At 72.1% G+C, this 18,858-nt stretch carries 15 protein-coding genes; 6 read left to right on the forward strand and 9 right to left on the reverse strand.

Going from position 1 to position 18,858, the window contains the following annotated elements; all coding sequences use genetic code 11:
• Positions 1–69 precede the first annotated feature (69 nt).
• Complete coding sequence (locus ABFX46_RS29380; RefSeq protein WP_346047095.1) at positions 70–1,557, reverse strand: MFS transporter; 1,488 nt, start codon at positions 1,555–1,557, stop codon at positions 70–72.
• A 397-nt stretch (positions 1,558–1,954) separates the two neighbouring features.
• Between ABFX46_RS29380 and ABFX46_RS29385 the strand changes: the two genes are divergently transcribed.
• Positions 1,955–2,908, forward strand: a complete 954-nt coding sequence (locus ABFX46_RS29385) for an RNA polymerase sigma-70 factor (protein ID WP_346047097.1) — start codon at positions 1,955–1,957, stop codon at positions 2,906–2,908.
• 17 nt (positions 2,909–2,925) lie between these two features.
• Here the strand turns inward: ABFX46_RS29385 and ABFX46_RS29390 are convergent, their stop codons facing one another.
• Positions 2,926–3,879, reverse strand: a complete 954-nt coding sequence (locus ABFX46_RS29390; RefSeq protein WP_346047099.1) for a GlxA family transcriptional regulator — start codon at positions 3,877–3,879, stop codon at positions 2,926–2,928.
• 72 nt (positions 3,880–3,951) lie between these two features.
• On the opposite strand from ABFX46_RS29390, the gene ABFX46_RS29395 reads away from it, so the two are divergent.
• Positions 3,952–5,382: a pyridoxal phosphate-dependent decarboxylase family protein gene (locus ABFX46_RS29395; protein ID WP_346047101.1), complete on the forward strand. Its 1,431-nt coding sequence runs from the start codon at positions 3,952–3,954 to the stop codon at positions 5,380–5,382.
• A 14-nt stretch (positions 5,383–5,396) separates the two neighbouring features.
• Here ABFX46_RS29395 and ABFX46_RS29400 read toward each other — a convergent pair whose 3' ends face one another.
• From ABFX46_RS29400 to ABFX46_RS29410, 3 genes are read right to left on the reverse strand one after another with little or no spacing between them, the layout of a single operon-like run.
• Positions 5,397–5,564, reverse strand: coding sequence for a hypothetical protein (locus tag ABFX46_RS29400; RefSeq protein WP_346047103.1), 168 nt, complete (start codon positions 5,562–5,564; stop codon positions 5,397–5,399).
• 12 nt (positions 5,565–5,576) lie between these two features.
• Positions 5,577–7,991, reverse strand: a complete 2,415-nt coding sequence (locus ABFX46_RS29405) for an FtsX-like permease family protein (protein WP_346047105.1) — start codon at positions 7,989–7,991, stop codon at positions 5,577–5,579.
• Complete coding sequence (locus tag ABFX46_RS29410) at positions 7,988–8,743, reverse strand: ABC transporter ATP-binding protein (RefSeq protein WP_346047107.1); 756 nt, start codon at positions 8,741–8,743, stop codon at positions 7,988–7,990. The genes ABFX46_RS29405 and ABFX46_RS29410 overlap by 4 nt, the downstream gene beginning before the upstream one ends.
• Positions 8,744–8,929: 186 nt before the next feature.
• On the opposite strand from ABFX46_RS29410, the gene ABFX46_RS29415 reads away from it, so the two are divergent.
• Positions 8,930–10,636 (forward strand): BCCT family transporter, encoded by a 1,707-nt coding sequence (locus ABFX46_RS29415; RefSeq protein ID WP_346047109.1) that lies wholly within the window; start codon positions 8,930–8,932, stop codon positions 10,634–10,636.
• Here ABFX46_RS29415 and ABFX46_RS29420 read toward each other — a convergent pair.
• Positions 10,630–11,298 (reverse strand): hypothetical protein, encoded by a 669-nt coding sequence (locus ABFX46_RS29420; protein ID WP_346047111.1) that lies wholly within the window; start codon positions 11,296–11,298, stop codon positions 10,630–10,632. The two genes, ABFX46_RS29415 and ABFX46_RS29420, sit on opposite strands and share 7 nt — an antisense overlap.
• Positions 11,299–11,448: 150 nt before the next feature.
• Positions 11,449–12,243 carry a GntR family transcriptional regulator gene (locus ABFX46_RS29425; protein ID WP_346047113.1) on the reverse strand — a complete coding sequence of 265 codons (795 nt, stop codon included), beginning with the start codon at positions 12,241–12,243 and terminating at the stop codon, positions 11,449–11,451.
• Between the two features lie 462 nt (positions 12,244–12,705).
• Between ABFX46_RS29425 and ABFX46_RS29430 the strand changes: the two genes are divergently transcribed.
• On the forward strand, positions 12,706–13,674 hold the full coding sequence (locus ABFX46_RS29430) for a hypothetical protein (protein WP_346047114.1): 969 nt from the start codon (positions 12,706–12,708) through the stop codon (positions 13,672–13,674).
• Between the two features lie 21 nt (positions 13,675–13,695).
• Here ABFX46_RS29430 and ABFX46_RS29435 read toward each other — a convergent pair whose 3' ends face one another.
• Positions 13,696–14,523, reverse strand: coding sequence for an oxygenase MpaB family protein (locus tag ABFX46_RS29435; protein ID WP_346047116.1), 828 nt, complete (start codon positions 14,521–14,523; stop codon positions 13,696–13,698).
• Positions 14,524–14,635: 112 nt separating this feature from the next.
• On the reverse strand, positions 14,636–15,367 hold the full coding sequence (locus tag ABFX46_RS29440; protein WP_346047118.1) for an isocitrate lyase/PEP mutase family protein: 732 nt from the start codon (positions 15,365–15,367) through the stop codon (positions 14,636–14,638).
• A gap of 124 nt (positions 15,368–15,491) precedes the next feature.
• On the opposite strand from ABFX46_RS29440, the gene ABFX46_RS29445 reads away from it, so the two are divergent.
• Entirely contained in the window at positions 15,492–16,520 is a 1,029-nt protein-coding gene (locus ABFX46_RS29445) for an alpha/beta hydrolase (protein ID WP_346047120.1), read from the forward strand.
• Between the two features lie 225 nt (positions 16,521–16,745).
• Positions 16,746–18,845, forward strand: coding sequence for a M4 family metallopeptidase (locus ABFX46_RS29450; protein ID WP_346047122.1), 2,100 nt, complete (start codon positions 16,746–16,748; stop codon positions 18,843–18,845).
• Positions 18,846–18,858: the final 13 nt, after the last annotated feature.

An 18,858-nucleotide genomic window follows, 5' to 3' on the forward strand; every position in this document is an offset into this window, starting at 1 on the left:
CGGTTCGAGCAGGCCGTGGCGGAGCGGATCACCCGGGCGGTGCCGGCCGGGTGATCCGTCCCGCCAGGGTCAGGAGTGCGCGGGCACTGGCACGTCCGGCTCGGCGCCGGCGGCGGGCTCGATCTCCGGGCGGGGGGTGTTCATCAGGACGGCGACGATCAGCGCGCCGGCCGCGAGGATCCCGGCGGCCCAGGCGCTGCCCGTCCCGAAGCCCTCCACCAGCGCCTGCTTCGCGGCGCCGGGGCTCCCGCCGTGCGAGGCGAGGTAGTCCGCGGTCGCGGTGGTGGCGATGGTGTTGAGGAGCGCGATGCCGATCGAGCTGCCGACCTGCTGCGCCGCGTTGACGGTCGCCGACGCCACGCCCGAGTCGCCCTGGTCGACGCCCCGGGTGGCGTAGTTCATGGCCGCCGGCAGGATCATGCCCGCGCCGAGCCCGAACATCAGACCCGTGACCAGCACGCCTCCGGCGTACCCGCTGCCGGGTTCGAGGGTGAGCATCCACAGCATGCCGCCCGCGCTGATCAGCATGCCGGGGACGATCAGCATCCGCGGCGGGACCTTGGGCAGCAGCCGGGCGCTGATCCCGCCGGCCGACACCATGACCGTCATGACCATCGGGAGGAAGGCCACGCCCGTCCTGATCGGCGAGTAGCCCTTGACGATCTGCAGGTAGTAGGTCATGAACAGGAACGCCCCGAACATGCCGGCGCCCGCGAGCCCCACCGCCAGGTAGGCGGCGCCGCGGGTGCGGTCGGCGACGACGCGCAGGGGCAGCAGCGGCTCCGGCACCCGGCGCTCGACGAGGACGAACGCGGCGAGCAGCACCGTCCCGGCGGCCAGCAGGCCGATGACGGTCCCCGAGCGCCAGCCGTCCGACTCGGCGCGGCCGGTGCCGTACACGATCGCGAGCAGCCCGCCGGTGACGAGCAGCACGCCGGGGACGTCGAACCGGGCCCGGCCCTCGCGCCGCGACTCGGTCAGCATCGCGTAGCCGCCGACCGCCGCGACCAGGGCGATCGGGATGTTGATGTACAGGCACCAGCGCCAGTCCAGGTACTCGGTCAGCGCCCCGCCGGCCAGCAGCCCGATCGCACCGCCCGCGGCGGACACCCCGCCCCAGACCCCGAACGCCTTGGCGCGCTCCTTCGGCGTGGTGAACATGACCGTCAGCAGCGACAGCGCGGACGGCCCGAGCAGCGCGCCGAACGCGCCCTGCAGCGCGCGGGCGACCAGCAGCATCTCGAAACCGGACGCCGCGCCGCCCAGCGCGGACGCCCCGGCGAAGCCGAGCAGCGCGACCAGGAAGGTCCGCCTGCGGCCGGTGTAGTCGGCGATCCGGCCGCCGAGCAGCAGCAGGCCGCCGAACGCCAGCGTGTACGCGGTGATGATCCACTGCCGGTCGCCGTCGGAGATCCCGAGGTCCCGCTGGACGGACGGCAGCGCGATGTTCACGACCGTGCCGTCCAGGACGATCATGAGCTGGGCCAGCCCGATGAAGAACAGCGCGGTCCAGCGGCGCGGAACGGCCGCGGGCGGTGGCGCCTTCGAGATTGCCATGGCCTTCGTCCTCACTTGTCTGCGTCGCATGCCGTGCGGGTCGTCCGCGCGGCGTCCTGACGACCACGAGATGCCGGGACGGCGGCCGGTTGTGACGGCGCGGCAGTGTGAGGTGGCCCACTGCGGGCCGTCCAGACCTGCTGCTGCCGCCCACCACGAACTGGACGGCGATGAACACGAACAGCAGCCCGGTGACGGCCGGGTACCGCCCCGATCCGCCCCACCAGCGCCGCGACGACGACCTGGAGGATCACCGTGACGGCGGTGCCCGTGGCGTCGTGCAAGGACAGCCGTCGGCACGTGACCTGGGCCACTCGGGTACGGATGTCACAGAACGATGCAGACCGGCGTCTTAATGGCCAGTCGTACTGGTGTGCAGAGCCGAGCGGGAGCCGGGATGAGCGAGCGCAGCGAACGGGTCACGAGCACGGACGGTCAGCCCGGTCACGCCGCCGGCGAGGGCTCTGTGGACTCGGCCACCGAGGTGTTCGTCGCGCACCGCAACCTGCTGTTCACCGTCGCCTACGAGATGCTCGGCTCGGCCGCCGACGCCGAGGACGTGCTGCAGGAGACGTGGCTGCGGTGGGTGGGCGTCGACCTCGCGACCGTCCGGGACCAGCGCGCCTACCTCGTCAGGATCACGACCCGGCAGGCGCTGACCCGGCTGCGCACGCTCGGCCGCCGCAAGGAGACCTACGTCGGCCAGTGGCTGCCCGAACCGCTGCTGACCGCGCCCGACGTGGCCGAGGACGTCGAACTCGCCGACCACGTCTCGATGGCGATGCTGCTGGTCCTGGAGACGCTCACCCCGACCGAGCGGGCCGTGTTCGTGCTGCGCGACGTGTTCGACTTCCCCTACGGCGAGATCGCCGAGGCCGTCGGCAAGACCCCGGCCGCCGTCCGCCAGATCGCCCACCGGGCCCGCTCGCACGTCGCCGCGCGCCGCCCCCGCGACGTCGTCTCCTCCGCCGAGACCCGCGCCGCGCTGGAGGCGTTCCAGCGGGCGGTCGAGACCGGCGACGTGCAGAACCTCGTGGACGTCCTCGCCCCGGACGTCGTCCTCCTGTCCGACGCCGGCGGGCTCAAGCAGGCCCTGCCGCGCCCCGTCGTGGGCGCCCGCAAGGTGGCCCGCCTGCTGTCCCGGGGCCTCGCGTGGGTGAGGGCGGAGGCCGACCTGTCGTTCGAGCCGGTCCAGGTGAACGGCCGGCCCGGCCTGATCGTCCGGATCAACGGCGAGACCGACACCGTCATGGCGGCCCGCGTCGAGAACGGCCTGATCACCGGCCTCTACTTCGTCCGCAACCCCGAAAAACTCACCCGCATAGAACAAGCAACCCCCCTCAGCCGCTGACCCACCAACGCCGCGCGTCAGCGGGGGTTCGGGGGCGGGGGCGTGAAGGTGCGGCGGTAGGTGGTCGGGGGGACGCCTACGGTGCGGGTGAAGTGGTGGCGGAGGTTGGCGGGGCTGCCCAGGCCGGAGCGCGCGGCTATCTGGTCGACCGGGAGGGTCGTGGTCTCCAGCAGTTCGCGGGCGTGGTCGATGCGGATGCCGCGCAGCCAGGCCATCGGGGTCGTGCCAGTGGCGGCGTGGAAGCGGCGGATCAGGGTGCGGGTGGTCACGTTGGCGCGGCGGGCGAGGGTGGCCACGGTCAGTGGTTCGTCCAGGTGGCGGCGGGCCCAGTCGAGGAGCGGGCCCAGTTCGTCCGGGTTCTGGACGGCGTGTGCGTCGATGTACTGCGCCTGGCCTCCCGGACGGTGTGCGGGCATGACGAGACGCTTGGCGAGAGCGCTCGCGACGGCGGCGCCGTGGTCGTTGCGGACGACGTGCAGGCACAGGTCGAGCCCGGCGGCGGTGCCGGCGCTGGTCAGGATGTCGCCGTCGTCTATGTAGAGGACGGACGCGTCCACCATGACGCCGGGATAGTGGGCGGCGAGCTGGTCGGCGTGCATCCAGTGGGTCGTCGCGGGGCGTCCGTCCAGGATGCCCGCGGCGGCGAGGACGAAGGCGCCGGTGCAGAGGGAGACGATGCGGGCACCGTTGGCGTGGGCTGTGCGGACCGCCTTGACCAGGGCAGACGGCTGCTCGTCGATGACGCTCGCGCAGGCCGGGACCACGACCGTGTCGGCCTCGGCCAGGGCATCGAGGCCGTGGACGGTGGACGGCGCGAAGCCGGCGGCGGTGCGGGTTCCGGGCGCGGCGCAGAGGCGGAAGTCGTACCACCAGTCGGCGAGGCCCGGACGCTCGTAGCCGAACACCTCGCACGGGATCGCCAGTTCGAAGATGGGCACGCCTTCCGTGACGGCGACCGCGAGCGTGTGCATGTCACTAATTTAGCGATGATGGTCGTTACTGCCAGTTGGCCCGGTGGGAGTTTCGGCGAGAGGGTCGGCGGCATGGATCAGTTCCCCCTTGGACGGGCTTCCCTCGACCCTCATCCGGCGGCGGCCGAGCGGTTGTGGCGGCACGTCATCGAACTGCTGGAGGACGAGCGCCGGCAGGTCGCCCGGCGGGACGTGAGCGCGCCGGTGGACGTCCGGAAACTGCGGGACGCGATCGGCGCGTACGGCTTCGACCGTCCGGCGGAACCCGAAGCCGTGATCGAGGACGTGGCCGGGCTGCTGCGGGCGACGACCGTCCACACGACCCATCCGCGCTACTTCGGGCTCTTCAACCCGACGCCGACCCTGATGGGCGTCGTCGGTGAAACGCTCGCCGCCGCGTTCAACCCGCAGCTGGCCGCGTGGTCGCACGCGCCGGCGGCGGTGGAGATCGAGGCCCACCTGCTGCGCTTCCTGGGCGGCCGGCTCGGCTATCCGGTCGAGGCCGTCGCCGGGTCGTTCACCAGCGGCGGCGCCGAGGCGAACATGACCGCCGTGCTGCTGGCGCTCACGAGGACGTGGCCGGAGTACGGCGAGAAGGGGCTCAGGGCGCTGGACGGACGCCCGGTCATGTACGCGTCGGCGGAGAGCCACCTGGCCTGGCTGAAGATCGCGCACGCGACCGGCATCGGACGGGACGCCGTCCGGCTCGTACCGGCCGGCCCCGACCTGCGCATGGACACCGGGGCCCTGGCCGGCCAGGTGGCCGCCGACCGCGCGAACGGCGACCGGCCGTTCCTCGTCGTCGCGACCGCCGGGACCACGGCCGCCGGAGTGATCGACCCGCTGCACGCGCTCGCCGACCTGTGCCGTGAGCAGGGCATGCGGCTCCACGTCGATGCCGCGTACGGGGGCGCGGCGGTGCTGTCCGACCGGTTGCGGCCCGCGCTGTCCGGCATCGAGCGCGCCGACTCGGTCACCGTGGACGCGCACAAGTGGATGAGCGTGCCGATGGGGGCGGGCGCCTTCCTGTGCACGGACGAGGAGGGGCTCGCGGAGACGTTCCGGGTCACCACGTCCTACATGCCGGCCGAGATCCCCGACACCGTCGACCCCTACACGTCCAGCCAGCAGTGGTCGCGCCGGTTCATGGGCTTGAAGCTGTTCCTCGGCCTCGCCGTCGCCGGCCGCGAGGGATACGCCGAGCAGCTCGAACGCGACGCCGGGCTCGCGGACGCGCTCCGCGCCGGGCTCGCCGCGGACGGCTGGGACATCGTCAACGACACCCCGCTCCCGGTCGTCTGCTTCGCCGATCCCGGCACCGCGGCCTGGGAGCACCACGACGCGCTCGCCCGGACGGTCGTCCGGAGCGGCCGCGCGTGGATCAGCCCCGTCGACCTGAGCGGACGCGCCGCCCTGCGCGCCTGCGTGATCAGCCACCGCACCGGCCCGGCCGACGTCGAGGACCTCGTCCGGGCGGTGGGTGAGGCGCGCAAGGCGTCCTGACGGCGCGGGGACGGTCACGTGCGGCGGGCCCGGACGAAGTAGTCGATCACCAGGGCGACGGCCGGAAGGCCGGTGACGACGCTGATGGCGATCGCGAGCCACGTGTCCCCCAGCGCGCTGCTCGCGAACGCGTTGATCGCGACGAGGACGATGACGAGAGTCCAGCGGGTGCGGTTGTTCACGGCGGATGCCTTTCAGGAGGTGCGGCGGGGCAGCACGGCCCGCGCCGGGACGAGGATGGCGGCGCCGCCGGAGACGGCGACGGTGAGGAAGATGGCCGCGCAGGCGGCCGGGGAGATCGCGGGCAGTGGGAGGCCGCTGACGGCCATGGCGAACGCCATGAGGGTCACGGCGGCGATGGCGGTTCCGATCACAATGCCGGTGCCGAGCACGATGGCGGCCTCCAGCCGCAGCATCCGCAGGACCTGGCGGCGGGTCGTGCCGACCAGCCGCAGCAGCCGGAGTTCGCGGCGCCGCGCGACCGTGGCCAGGGCGAGCGTCGTGACCACGCCGATGAGGATGAACCCGCCGATGGCCGCGACGACGATCTGGTTGAAGAACCCCTGGAGCCGGATCTCCTGGGAGAGGCTCGCCCCGTAGGCGTCGCGGTCGATCGCCTGGACGCCCGTGTAGGCGGACGTGACGGCGCTCAGGTCGGCCTTGCCGCGCACGAGGATGTGGTCGTCCAAGCCGGTGGACGTGTGGGCGGCGACGAGGTCGTGCGGCAGGAGCACGTCGCCCAGCCCGAGGCCGCGATCGTAGACGGCGACGACGCGGGCGTCGATCCGGGTGCCGTCGCCGAGCCAGAGCGGCACGGACGAGCCGACGTGCAGACCGCCCGCCACGTCGCCGCCGAGCGCGACCGCGTTGCCGCGCAGGTTGCGGAGGCTGCCAGACGTCACGCCGGGATCGAGGGTGGCATCGGCGGACGCGCCGACGCCGCGCGCGGGCAGCGAGGTGAGCGTCTCCTCGCCCAGCTCCCTGACCTTCATCACGACGGTCGTCCGGTTGACGGGCGTGGCGGCGGTGACACCGGGCGCGCGGCGGACCGCCTCGGCGACGTCCGGCGGCAGCCCCGGCCCGGACGACACGACGACTTGGTCGGCGCGATCGGCGGCGGCCGCCTGCGCGGTCGTGGCGTGGACGAGCGTCGTCTGCGCGAACAACTGGGTGCCGGCGAACGCGACCGCCAGCGCGACCGGGGTGATGATCGAGCCGGCGCGCAGGGCCGCGGCGGCGCTGCCGTGCCGGGCGAGGCGTCCGGTCACCGGGGCGACGGCCTGGGCGGCGCCGCCGAGGACGCGGCCGCCGTAGCGGGCCAGCAGCGGCCCGAGGAACGCGGTCGCGACGATCAGCGACATGACCAGCCCGCCGATCGCGGCGACCGCGGCCGGTCCGGACGACGCGGTGGAGAACCCGAGCGCGTTGACCCCGACGACCAGGAACACGACGCCGGTGATGACGCGCCACCGCGGCAGGTCGGCGGACTCGACGGCCGCCTCGCCCAGCGCCTCGACCGGCCGGATCCGGGAGAGCCGCAGGGACGCGACCAATCCCGTTCCGACGGCGGCGAGCAGCGTGATCGCGATCGCGGCGAGGGCGGGCAGCGGGCTGAGCGAGAGCCCGAACCCGTCCGGCAGGACGTCCTCGCGGACCATCGCGGTGTGCATCGCGGCGCCGAGCGCGAGCGACAGGGCGCCGCCGAGCAGCGCGGCGGGCACGCCCGCCTTGAGGGTCTCGCGCACCAACTGCCCCCGCACCTGCCAGGGAGTCGCGCCGATCGCGCGGAGCATCGCGAACTCGCGCCCCCGCTCCCGCACCGACAGGACGACCAGCCCGCCGACCACCACGAACGCGGTCATGACGGCGACGCCGCCGAGCGAGGCGCCGATCTCCAGGATGTCGGGGGCGGCCGCCGCCACGGCGGGATTCTCGACATCGCCGCGCGCCGCGCCCGTGGCGACGTCGAGCCCCGGCACCGCCTTCCGCAGCGCGTTCTCGTCGGCGTCACCGAGCACGGCCAGCGCGTCCGCCTGGCCGGGGTGCCCGTACAGGGCCGCCGCCGTGGCGGGGGTGAAGAACGCGGCGCCGGGGCCATCCGCGACGAGCCCGGAGACCCGATAGGGACGAGGTGTCCCGTTCGTCTGCACATCGACGGTCGCCCCGACCTCGACACCGGCCGACCGGCTCACGACGACCTCGTCCGCCGCACCCGGAGCGCGCCCGGCGCTCAACGCGTAAGGACGAAGGACGGCCGAATCCCAGCCATGCCCGGTCAGCGCCCGCCCCGAGGACAGCACAACAGGGAACGAGACGTCCGCGACCACGCCCCGCACACCCGGGACGGCCCGGAGGCGATCCGCCGCACCGACCGGGACACGGGACTGCTCCGTCAGCGGCCGGCTCTGCTCATCCGGAGCGTCGCCGAGCTGCTTCACCTCGGCGACGACGCTGCGCGGCCCCGTGACGACGGCCGCCGCCGCCCCGTACCGCTCCACCGGGCCGTGCGCCCGCCACGCCGACTCCAGCAGTACCCCGCAGGCCCCGATCAGCGCGGCCGCGAACAGCAGCGACGCGAAGATCCCGGCGAACGCGCCCCTGCTCTTCACAGCGTCTCCCACCGGTCCATGACGGCGGCGGCGGACGGCGCGGCCAGCTCGTCGACGATCCGGCCGCGGCTGAGGAACACGACCGAGTCGGCCCACGCCGCCGCCATCGGGTCGTGCGTGACCAGCACGATCGTCTGGCCGGTCTCGTCGGCGGCCTCGCGCAGCAGCCGCATCACGTCGCGGGCGGTGCGCGGGTCGAGGGCGCCGGTCGGCTCGTCCGCGAACACGACCTCCGGCCGGGTGATCAGGGCGCGGGCGAGGGCGGCGCGCTGCTGCTGCCCGCCCGACAGCTCGGACGGACGGTGCCGCAGCCGGTCGCCGAGCCCGACCCGCCGCACGACCTCGTCCAGCCAGGCTTGGTCCGGGGCCAGGCCGCCGAGCCGGAGCGGCAGCGCGATGTTCTCCTCGACGTCCATCGACGGGATCAGGTTGAACGCCTGGAACACGAACCCGATGCGCCGCCGCCGCAGCCTCGTGCGCTTCGCCTCGCTGAGCCGGCCGATGTCCTCGCCGCCGATCCGGACGGTGCCCGAGGTCGGCCGGTCGAGCCCGGACGCGCAGTGCAGGAACGTGCTCTTCCCCGATCCGGACGGCCCCATGACCGCCGTGAACCCGCCGCGCGGGAACGTCCGGCTGACGCCGTCCAAGGCCCGCACCGAGCCGTAGGTCCGGGTGACCGCGTCCAGGCCGACGGCCTCCCCGGTCGGCCTCGCAGCGGCCCCCGCGGTGGCTCCGGCCGTCATCGTCGTCATGGTCCCTCCGGGTGAAAAGTGCCTCTCACCTGGATGAATCTAGGTTCGGGAGGGTGCCCGGCACATGGGCGCGCTCTCCCGAATCCATGGTGTAGCCCGCTACACCACCGCCCCCCGGGCACCGCTCGTGAACGAATTACTCTCCCGTGTCACTGAGAAGTGCTTATTCGGGCAAGAGTCCAGATCATGGAGAGCCCCAAGCGAGAGGCGGGCGGGGACGACGCCTATCCCGGCTCCGAGCCGCTGTCGCTCGAGAAGCACGGACGCGCGCGCACCGACTGGATCGTCTACGGCGTCACCGCCGTGCTGTCCCTGGGGTTCGTCATCTGGGGCGGGGCGTCCACCGGCACGCTGAGCTCCGCGTCGGAGACGGTCCTGAACTGGCTGCTGCGCAACGTCGGCTGGCTCTTCGTCCTCGCCGCGACCGGGTTCGTCGTCTTCTCCCTGTGGCTGGCGGTCAGCCGGTACGGGCGGATCCCGCTCGGCCAGGAGGGCGACGAGCCCGAGTTCCGCACCGTCTCGTGGATCGCGATGATGTTCAGCGCCGGCATGGGCATCGGGCTCATGTTCTTCGGCGCCGCCGAACCGCTCACGCACTACGTGATGCCGCCCCCGGACACCGACGCGCCGCAGAGCGAGCAGGCGATCGAGACCGCGATGGCCACCACGATGTTCCACTGGACGCTGCACCCGTGGTCGATCTACGCCGTCCTCGGCCTCGCCATCGGGTACGGGCACTACCGGCGGGGCCGCAGCCAGCTGATCAGCTCGGCGTTCGTGCCGCTGCTCGGCCGCCGCCGCGCCACCGGCCCGCTGAGCAAGCTCATCGACATCCTCGCGCTGTTCGCGACGCTGTTCGGGTCGGCGGCCTCGCTCGGCATCGGCGCCCTGCAGATCCAGACCGGCATGCGGGAGGCGGGCTGGATCGAGAGCCTCGGCACCACCGTGCTCGTGCTGACCATCGTGGTGCTGACGATCTGCTTCATCCTGTCGGCCGTCTCCGGCGTCGCGCGCGGCATCCAGTGGCTGTCCAACATCAACATGGTGATCGCCGCCGTCCTCGCCGTCTTCGTGTTCGTGGTGGGCCCGACGGTCTTCATCCTCGAACTGCTGCCCACCTCCATCGGCGTCTACCTGCAGGACTTCGGCGAGATGGCGTCCCGCTCCGGCGCGACGGGCGGCGCGGCGATGCAGAAGTTCCTCGCCAACTGGACGATCTTCTACTGGGCGTGGTGGATCTCATGGGCGCCGTTCGTCGGCATGTTCCTGGCCCGGATCAGCCGCGGCCGCACCATCCGGCAGTTCGTGGCCGGCGTGATCATCGTGCCGAGCACGGTCAGCCTGGTCTGGTTCGCGGTCTTCGGCGGGACGGCGATCAGCCAGCAGCGCGGGGGCCTGAACCCGTACGGGAACGGCTCGGAGGAGCAGATCACCTTCAACATGCTCAGCCACCTCCCGTGGGCGTCCATCACCGCGGTGGTCGTCATGATCCTGGTCGCGATCTTCTTCGTGTCCGGCGCGGACGCGGCGTCGGTCGTCATGGGCACGCTCTCCCAGCGCGGCGCGACCTCCCCCGCCCGCTGGGTGGTGATCTTCTGGGGCGCGCTGACCGGCGCCGTCGCCGCGATCATGCTGGTGATCGGCGGCGACGAGGCCCTCAACGGCATCCAGAACATCACGTTCATCGGCGCGCTGCCGTTCGCGATCGTCCTGATCCTGCTGTGCTTCTCCCTCTACAAGGACGTCCGCGACGACCCGATGATGCGCCGCCAGACCAAGGGCGCCGAGGTCCTGGAGGACGCCGTCGTCGCCGGCGTCCGGCAGCACCGGGGCGACTTCGAACTGGCGATCAGACCCACTGACACCCCCGACGAACCACCCCCCGGTCACTGAGCCGCGGGGCGGTGCCGGGCGAGCTGGTCCAGCTGGCGTATCAGCACGCTCAGCAGGCCGATCAGCTGCTCGTGCGACACCCCCGGTTCGAGGGCGTGCGACACCCGCACCGGATGGACGGGCGGCAGCCACACCCAGCCCCGGTCATGGGTCTCCTTGACCCGCACGGGCACGCACGTGAACGCGGACGCCTCGATGACCCCGACGCTGTAGGCGACCACCTCCTCGAACAGGTGGTGCGACACGATGAGCGCGAAATCGCCCGACGCCTCGGCCAGCCGGTACTTCAGCGGCGCGGCGTCGAGCAGCCGGAAGAGGTGGTTGAGCGCCACCCCGGTCGCCCCGTGCTCGTCCAGCTGCAGGTACCCGGCGTGGACGGCCATCCGCAGCTGGATCTGCGCCTCCCGGTTGGCCAGCTTGTTGTGCCGCCGGACGCCGCCGAGGAGCTGCACCACCAGCGGCTCCAGCAGGACGTCGATACCGGCCTCGGGTCCGGCGATGACGAAGAGCCCGTCCCCCCGGTCCTCGGCGTGGCAGCCGTCCCAGCTCAGCCCGGCCGCCCGGCACGCCTCCCGCACGATCCCGTGGACCGACGACCGCAGGAACCGCTGGACGGCCGGGTCGCGGCGCGCGCTGAACGACGCGATGTCGACGGCGAACATCCCCCGATGCAGCGTCCGCGCGCAAGACGACCGCTCGGGCCGCGTCCGCGGCTCCACGGCGCGGACGGATGAGGCCTCCGGAGTAGGAATCTTCAGCCACCTGCCTCGTTCCGGGGCGGTCGGCTCCGCCCCAGGTGGACGCGTGAACGGTCAGCCCACGATGGAGATCTGCCCCGTGGCCATGGGCCGTTCGGGGACCTCTCCGATGTCGTAGGACGGCCTGTTGCGATCCGCCGCGTACGTGGTGACGGTCAGGCGGATCGGCACGGACGCACTGGTGTAGGCGACGCGGTGCACCACGACGACGGGGATACCGGGCCCGATCTTGAAGAATCTCTTCTCCTCCGGGGTGGGCATCCGCGCGACGAGTTCGTCCCGGTATCCGGACTGCTCGTAGCCCATCTCGGCGAGCGCCCGGATCGTCCCCCGCGGAATCTTCTCCTTGCCCTCGAGCTCGGTGCCGCGCACGAGGTCCATCGCGTAGTAGGACTTCTGCAGCGAGTACGGCGTGTCGTCGATGAACCGCTTCGAGCCGCGCACCACGACCTGGGCGTCCTCGTCGATCTCCAGCCACCCGGCGACCTCCCGGTCCGGGTACTCGATCCGCGTCTCGAAGTCGCGGATGCTCGGCTTGCGCCCCGCCGCGCGGACGCCGGAGCTGTAGGAGTCCAGCGACGAGCCGGTCCCGTCCCCGCCCTCCTCCCGGGAAAGGATCACGAAGAACGGGATGGGCCCCTCCGGGACGAACATTCCGCGCCCCGGCTGGATCTGGATCAGGCCCTCGTGCACGAGGGTGGTCACGGCGATTCTGATCGTGTTCCGGGACGCGCCGAAAAGGCGCTCCAGTTCGGGCTCGGTGGGCAGTCGCCGCCCCGCCGCGAACTCCCCCGACCTGATCTTCTCCCGAAGCTCGTCGGCGATCTCCTTGTGCAGCGCATTCGCCATCGGAAATCCTTTCCGGCCGGTCGGTGTCCATTGTCACCGCGAATGCCCGCGCCGACGCTCCCGGGCGGGACATAGGTACCTCACCTACGGGTCGACCGAGCCGCACCCGCGGCACGCCCGATCGCCCGTGAACTCGGCGCACGCGTCCATCGCCACAGCGGCACGCCGGAGCCGGCCAACGGAAGGCCGGTTACGGGTGTGGTTTTTATCGCCATACAGGGCGCCCGTAAATGCGAGAAGTGGCGTCCTGCTGACGGCGGGCACCGGGAGATGAAAGGCTCTGACCCCTCCACTTCACCCCTGCGGACGCTGGAACATGAGACCCACGAACCGGTCATTCACCTCCCAAGACCAGGCAAGAAGATCGGCACTGCGGCCCGAATTCCGTAGGCCCTCCGGTCGTGGCCGCCGCAGCGGGTATGGACCGCCGCGTACATACCGCGCGGTCTCCGGGGGGAAACGATGACCTTTGCCAATCAGGCGGACATTCAACATGAGGCCATCGGCGAAATCGGGGACAAAGTCCTGATTACGGAAGGCCGTAAGTTCGCCTACTTCGCCTCCGGCTCGCTGGACGACCCGGATCCGCGCTTGCGGGAGGCGGTCATCGTCGTCCACGGCGCTTTGCGGAACGCCGGCGACTACTACCGGTCCATCAAGGGCGCCCCGCACCGGATGACCATCGCACCGCAGTTCCTCACCGAGGACGACGTGCGGGACGACCCGGGGCGAGCCGAATATCTGCACTGGGGCACCGAGGACTGGAAGGGCGGCCTGGGCCGGGTCAGCTCGTTCACCGTCATGGACGAACTGCTGCGCAGGCTGGAGGCGTTCACCGGGCTGCTGCGGGTGACCATCGTCGGCAACTCGGCCGGCGGCCAGTTCGTCAACCGCTACGCGGCGGTCGGCCGCGGCCCCGACGACTTCGCGGTGCCCGTCCGGTTCGTCGTCGCCAACCCGTCGACCTACCTGTACTTCGACCGGGACCGGCGCAAGGGGGACACCTTCCTCCCGCACGAGGACCCCGAGGTCGACCGGTGGAGGTACGGCTTCGGCGCCGGCGTCCCGGAGTACGTCGGCGGCGCGACCTCGGGCGCCGACCACTTCGCGCGCTACATCGGCCGGGACGTCGTCTACCTGCTCGGCGCCGACGACACCGACCGGGGCGCGGCGCTCCTGGAGATCCACCCGGCCGCCGAGGCGCAGGGCGCCACCCGCGTCGAGCGCGGCGAGATCTACCACGACTACCTGCGCCACAAGGCGCAGAAGGACGTCCACGCGCTGGTGCGCGTGCCCGGCGTCGGCCACGACGCCGGGCAGATGTTCGCCTCGCCCCAGGGCAGGGAGCACATCTTCGACCGCGATGCCGGGCGGGCAGCCGGCGTCGGCGGCGGCCGCGGGCGCGTCTTCGGCCGGTACCGGCGCCGCTGAGCGCCGGCGGGCGCGGTGGGGTCAGACGACGGGGCGGCCGGTCTTGATGCGGCGGCGGAAGTCGTAGAGGTAGGCGTTGAAGGGGAACTCGCGGGCCGGGCGCGGTATGGCGCGGTTGGCGAGGCGCATGGCGCGGGTGAAGCGGTCGAAGCGGCGCTGGTGGCCGGGCGTCCAGGTGTAGCCGAGCTCGTCCCGGAACGGTTGCGGCAGGAAGCCGAGGGTCAGGAACGTGTGGTAGCGGCCGAGGGCGAGGCGCACCGGGGCGTGCAGGAAGCGCAGCTCGACGAGGTTCCGCAGGTAGGTGCGGGTGACGTCGTCCATCTGGATCTTGCGCACGCCGTCCTGCCAGTACTCCTCGAAGGCGGCGCGGTCGGCGGGCCACAGCTCGGGCTTCATCTGCAGGGTCGTGCCGAAGCGGGCGCCGTACCGGTACAGCTGCTCGGCCTCCTCGGGGGTCGGCTCGCCGTACAGCATCTCGTAGATCATTTCGAGGCCGACGTACAGGCAGGCGGCGACCCAGAGCTGCAGTTCGGGGTCGAACGCGTTGTAGGCGACGGGCTCCTTGCCGCGGACCTGCCGGTGGGCCCGGTTGACCTCCTGCCGCATCGCCCTGCGCTCGTCGTCGGTGCCGAGCATCGCGACGGCGATGTAGGTGAGCGTGGTGCGGCCGCGCTTCACCGGGTGCTTGTCGACGCGTCCGCTCTCGACCTTGCTCTCGGCCACGCCGTACCCGATGGGCAGGCGGGCGAGCTGCATGACGACGTTCGCCGCGGCTCCGGCGAGCGCCAGCCCGCTGATGGAGTCGAGGACGACCTTCGGGGTCCCGGTCTCCTCCGCGATCGCTGTCATCCCGGCCTCACTCTCTGAGACATAGAGGCGATTTTCGTCTCACTGTGCCAGTGTAAGTGAGTGCTTGCAAGGGCGCCCCGGCGTGGGCGCCCTCACACCCCTCGCCTACCCCTCAGGCGTACGGGTCCTCCCTGGCGCGGACGCGGGTCGCGAACTCCTTCAGCGTGTCGAGCGTGCGCAGGTAGGCCATCGGCCCGTAGGACACGCGGGCCACCCCGGCGGCGGCCAGGTCGCCGAGGGACGTCCCCGGGACGTTGTTCGCGTTGATCGGCCCCGGCAGCCCCTTGACCAGGGCCGGGACGGCGTCCATCGGCGCGGTGATCGGGTAGACGCAGTCGGCCCCGGCCTGGAAGTACAGGCGGCCGCGCTCGATCGCGGCGTCCACCGGGTCCGGGACACCGGCGATGAACGTGTCGACCCGCGCATTGATCACCAGGGCGTCGCCCGCGGCGTCGCGGACGGCGGCGAGGAACTCGGCCTGCGCCTCCGGCTTGGCCAGCTCCCCCGCGTAGGTGTCCTCCAGGTTGCAGCCGGCGGCGCCGATGGCGAGCAGCCGCTCGACCAGCTCGGCGGGCCGCAGCCCGTACCCGGCCTCGGCGTCCACCGTGACGGGGACGGTCGCGGCGCGGATGACGCGCGCGGCGGCGGCGAACATCTCCTCCGCCGGCGCGCCCTCGTGGTCGGGGTAGCCGAGCATGGCGGACACGGCGGCGCTGGCGGTGGCGAGCGCCGGGAACCCGGCCTCCTGGACGATCGTGGCGCTGCCCGCGTCCCAGACGTTCGGCAGCAGCAGCGGATCACCCGGCCGGTGCAGTTCTCGGAGCCGTTGGGCGTTTTCAGACATGCGGGTCTCCTTCCCCTTCGGACGGTTGACGAGCCGGCCCGGCGCAGTGTGACACCGGCGTCCGACGCGCACCCCGCGACCTGGGTTAGCGTCGGAGTGATCATTCACCGCCCAGGGAGTGCCCATGCTGCCATGGTCCGCAGAGTTCGCCGGACGCCTCGAAGAGCACGTCGTCAGCAGTGAGCTGCTGCGCGGCAACCCGCTGAAGGACCCGCACGAGCGGCCCGTCCTCGTGTACGTCCCGCCGGGCTACGACGACGAGCCGGAACGCCGCTACCCCAGCGTGTACGTGATCACCGGGTTCACCGGGCACGTCGGGATCTGGCGCAACCGGATGCCCTACCGGCAGCCGTTCCCCGAGACGGCGGACGCGGTGTTCGCCTCCGGCGAGGCGCCGCCCGCGATCGTCGTGTTCGTCGACGCCTGGACCGCGCACGGCGGCAGCCAGTACGTCGACTCGCCCGGCACCGGCCGCTACCACTCCTACATCTGCGACGAGATCGTCCCCTGGATCGACGCCCGCTACCGGACGCTGGACGCGCCCGAGCACCGGGCGATCAGCGGCAAGTCCAGCGGCGGCTACGGCGCGATGATCACGCCGATGCTGCGCCCCGACCTGTTCGGCGCCCTCGCCACGCACGCGGGCGACGCGCTGTTCGAGTACTGCTACCTGCCCGAGTTCCCGAAATGCGTCCGGCACCTGCGCAAGTACGGCGGCGACATCTTCCGCTGGTGGAACGACTTCAACGCGCGGACGTCGTTCACCGAGCCCGAGGACATGGAACTGCTCAACGTCCTCGGCATGGCGGTCTGCTACTCGGCGCGCGAGGACGGCACGCCGGAGCTGCCGTTCGACCCGGTCACCGGCGTCCTCAGGCAGGACGTGTGGGAGCGCTGGCTCTCCTTCGACCCGGTCCGGATGGTGCCGGGGCACGCGGAGGCGATGCGGTCGCAGCGGGCGATCTGGATCGACGGCGGGACGCGCGACGAGTGGTTCCTCGACGTCGGCGCGCAGGCGTTCCACCAGGCGCTCCTGGACGCCGGCGTCCGGGAGGACGTGATCCGGTTCGAGCTGTTCGACGCGGGCCACGGCGGCATCGACTACCGCTACCCGCAGGCGCTCGCCTGGCTCTGCCGCCGCATCGCGCCCTAGCGGGGGTTTCCATCGGTTTCAGTCCCGGTCGCGGCTGAATTGAAAATCCAGTAGCAAATGGAGTTATTGACACTTTTCACAATTCAAGGTGCACTTCGGGGCAGCTCATCCGGATGAGTCCCCCATCCCTGTCCCCGCCGGGCGAGCGGCGGCCCGCGGAGTGCTCCCACAAAGACCTCCACGTGTCCTCCCCCGCACCGTCCGGCACGTGGAAGGAGCACCCCCGTGCGACACCAGACCGCGATCGGGGCGACGGTGCTGTCCGTCGGCCTCGCCGTGGCGATGTCCTCCCCCGCCACAGGTGCGACCCCGAGCACCGCCCCCGCCAAACCCGACCCCCGCACCCTCGCCGCGGCCTCGGCCGACCGCCTGGTCGCGGCGAAGCCCGCCGAGTTCCAGAAGGCGCCGAAGGACCGGATCGTCCGGCGCGGCGTCACCTCCGGCCTGCGCGGCCTCCAGCACGTCCAGTACGAGCGCACCTACGACGGCCTGCCCGTCTACGGCGGCGACTTCGTCGTCACCACGAACGCGAGCGGCGGCGTGCTCAGCACGTCCGTCGGGCAGACCGAGAAGCTCGACGTGTCGACCACGGCGACGGTCGCCGCGTCGGCCGCCGCGACGACGTCCCGCGCCAAGGTCTCCAAGGTCGAGAGCGCGTCCTCGCCCCGCCTGATGGTGCTGGCCGAGGGCGCGGGACGGCTCGTCTACGAGACCGTCGTCAGCGGCACGCGGAAGAACGCGCCGACGAAGCTGCACGTGCTCGTCGACGCGAGGACCGGCAAGGTCGTCAAGACGTGGGACGAGGTCCGCGACGCCGCCGACGACCGCAGCTACTACCACGGCACCGTCGACCTCAGCACCGCCGCGACGTCCATGACGGACCCGCAGCGCTCCGGCGTCCGGTGCGGCGGCCAGAACGGCGCCACCTACACCGGCACCGACAGCGCCTGGGGCAACGCGAGCGGCACCAACCTGGAGACCGCCTGCGTCGACGCCATGTACGCCGTCCAGAAGGAATGGGACATGCTGCGCGACTGGCTCGGTCGCAACGGCATCAACGGCAGCGGCGGCGGGTTCCCGCTCCGCGTCGGCCTGAACCAGGCCAACGCCTACTGGAACGGCAGCTACACCAACTTCGGCCACAACCAGGCCGGCACGAAGCAGGCCACGTCGGTGGACGTGGTCGGCCACGAGAACGGCCACGCCGTCTTCACCACGACGCCCGGCGGCGACAGCGGCGGCAACGGCAACGAGAAGGGCGGCTTGAACGAGTCGGCCGGCGACATCTTCGGCGCGCTGACCGAGCACTACATGAACGAGCCGGCGAGCCTCGACCCGCCCGACTACCTGGTCGGCGAGGAGGTCGACCTGGTCGGCTCCGGCCCGATCCGCAACATGTACAACCCGCAGGCGCTCGGCGACCCGAACTGCTACTCGTCGGCGATCCCGCGCACCGAGGTGCACTCGGCGGCGGGCCCGCAGAACCACTGGTTCTACCTGCTCGCCGAGGGCTCGAACCCGTCCAACGGGAACCCGGCCAGCCCCACCTGCAACGGCTCGACCGTGACCGGCATCGGCGTCAAGAAGGCCGGCCAGATCTTCATGGGCGGGCTGAACCGCAAGGTCACCAACTGGAGCCACGCCCGCGCCCGCGTCGAGACGATCAACGCGGCGGTGCAGCTGTTCCCCGGCTCGGCGACCGAGTGCAACGCGGTCAAGGCGGCCTGGAGCGCGATCGACGTCCCGGCGCAGAGCGGTGAGGCGTCCTGCGGGACCGGCACGCCGGGGACGACGGTCTTCTCCGACGACTTCGAGAGCGACAAGGGCTGGACGGCGAACCCGAACGGCACCGACACCGCGACCGCGGGCGCCTGGGAGCGCGGCACCCCGCAGCCGACGAGCTGGTCGGGCACCAACCTGCAACTCGCCGCCGCCGGCGGCACCTCCGCCCTGGTGACCGGCGCCGCGGCCGGAACCGACGCCGGAACCTACGACCTGGACGGCGGCACCACGACCGTCCAGTCACCGGCGATCACCCTGCCCAGCGGCACGCTGTCGCTGAGCTTCAACTACTACCTCGCCCACCTCAACAACAGCTCGACGGACGACTACCTGCGCGTCCGCGTCGTCGGCGCGAACGGCTCGGCCACCGCGCTGAACCAGAGCGGCGCCATGGCGAACCAGGCCGGGACGTGGCAGTCGGCCACCTACGACCTGTCCGCCTACGCCGGCCAGTCGGTCCGGATCGTGGTCGAGGCGGCCGACGGCGGCTCCGGCAGCCTCGTCGAGGCCGGCCTCGACAACGTGAAGATCACCCAGTCCTGACCGCCCCCCGCAC

Source organism: Actinomadura chokoriensis (assembly GCF_039529475.1).
Lineage (GTDB): Bacteria > Actinomycetota > Actinomycetes > Streptosporangiales > Streptosporangiaceae > Spirillospora > Spirillospora bangladeshensis.

Coding starts and splice junctions, on each gene's coding strand:
- ABFX46_RS29380 (WP_346047095.1), bottom strand. CDS start 1,557: ATGGCAATCTCGAAGGCGCCACCGCCCGCGGCCGTTCCGCGCCGCTGG.
- ABFX46_RS29385 (WP_346047097.1), top strand. CDS start 1,955: ATGAGCGAGCGCAGCGAACGGGTCACGAGCACGGACGGTCAGCCCGGT.
- ABFX46_RS29390 (WP_346047099.1), bottom strand. CDS start 3,879: ATGCACACGCTCGCGGTCGCCGTCACGGAAGGCGTGCCCATCTTCGAA.
- ABFX46_RS29395 (WP_346047101.1), top strand. CDS start 3,952: ATGGATCAGTTCCCCCTTGGACGGGCTTCCCTCGACCCTCATCCGGCG.
- ABFX46_RS29410 (WP_346047107.1), bottom strand. CDS start 8,743: ATGACGACGATGACGGCCGGAGCCACCGCGGGGGCCGCTGCGAGGCCG.
- ABFX46_RS29415 (WP_346047109.1), top strand. CDS start 8,930: ATGGAGAGCCCCAAGCGAGAGGCGGGCGGGGACGACGCCTATCCCGGC.
- ABFX46_RS29420 (WP_346047111.1), bottom strand. CDS start 11,298: ATGTTCGCCGTCGACATCGCGTCGTTCAGCGCGCGCCGCGACCCGGCC.
- ABFX46_RS29425 (WP_346047113.1), bottom strand. CDS start 12,243: ATGGCGAATGCGCTGCACAAGGAGATCGCCGACGAGCTTCGGGAGAAG.
- ABFX46_RS29430 (WP_346047114.1), top strand. CDS start 12,706: ATGACCTTTGCCAATCAGGCGGACATTCAACATGAGGCCATCGGCGAA.
- ABFX46_RS29435 (WP_346047116.1), bottom strand. CDS start 14,523: ATGACAGCGATCGCGGAGGAGACCGGGACCCCGAAGGTCGTCCTCGAC.
- ABFX46_RS29440 (WP_346047118.1), bottom strand. CDS start 15,367: ATGTCTGAAAACGCCCAACGGCTCCGAGAACTGCACCGGCCGGGTGAT.
- ABFX46_RS29445 (WP_346047120.1), top strand. CDS start 15,492: ATGCTGCCATGGTCCGCAGAGTTCGCCGGACGCCTCGAAGAGCACGTC.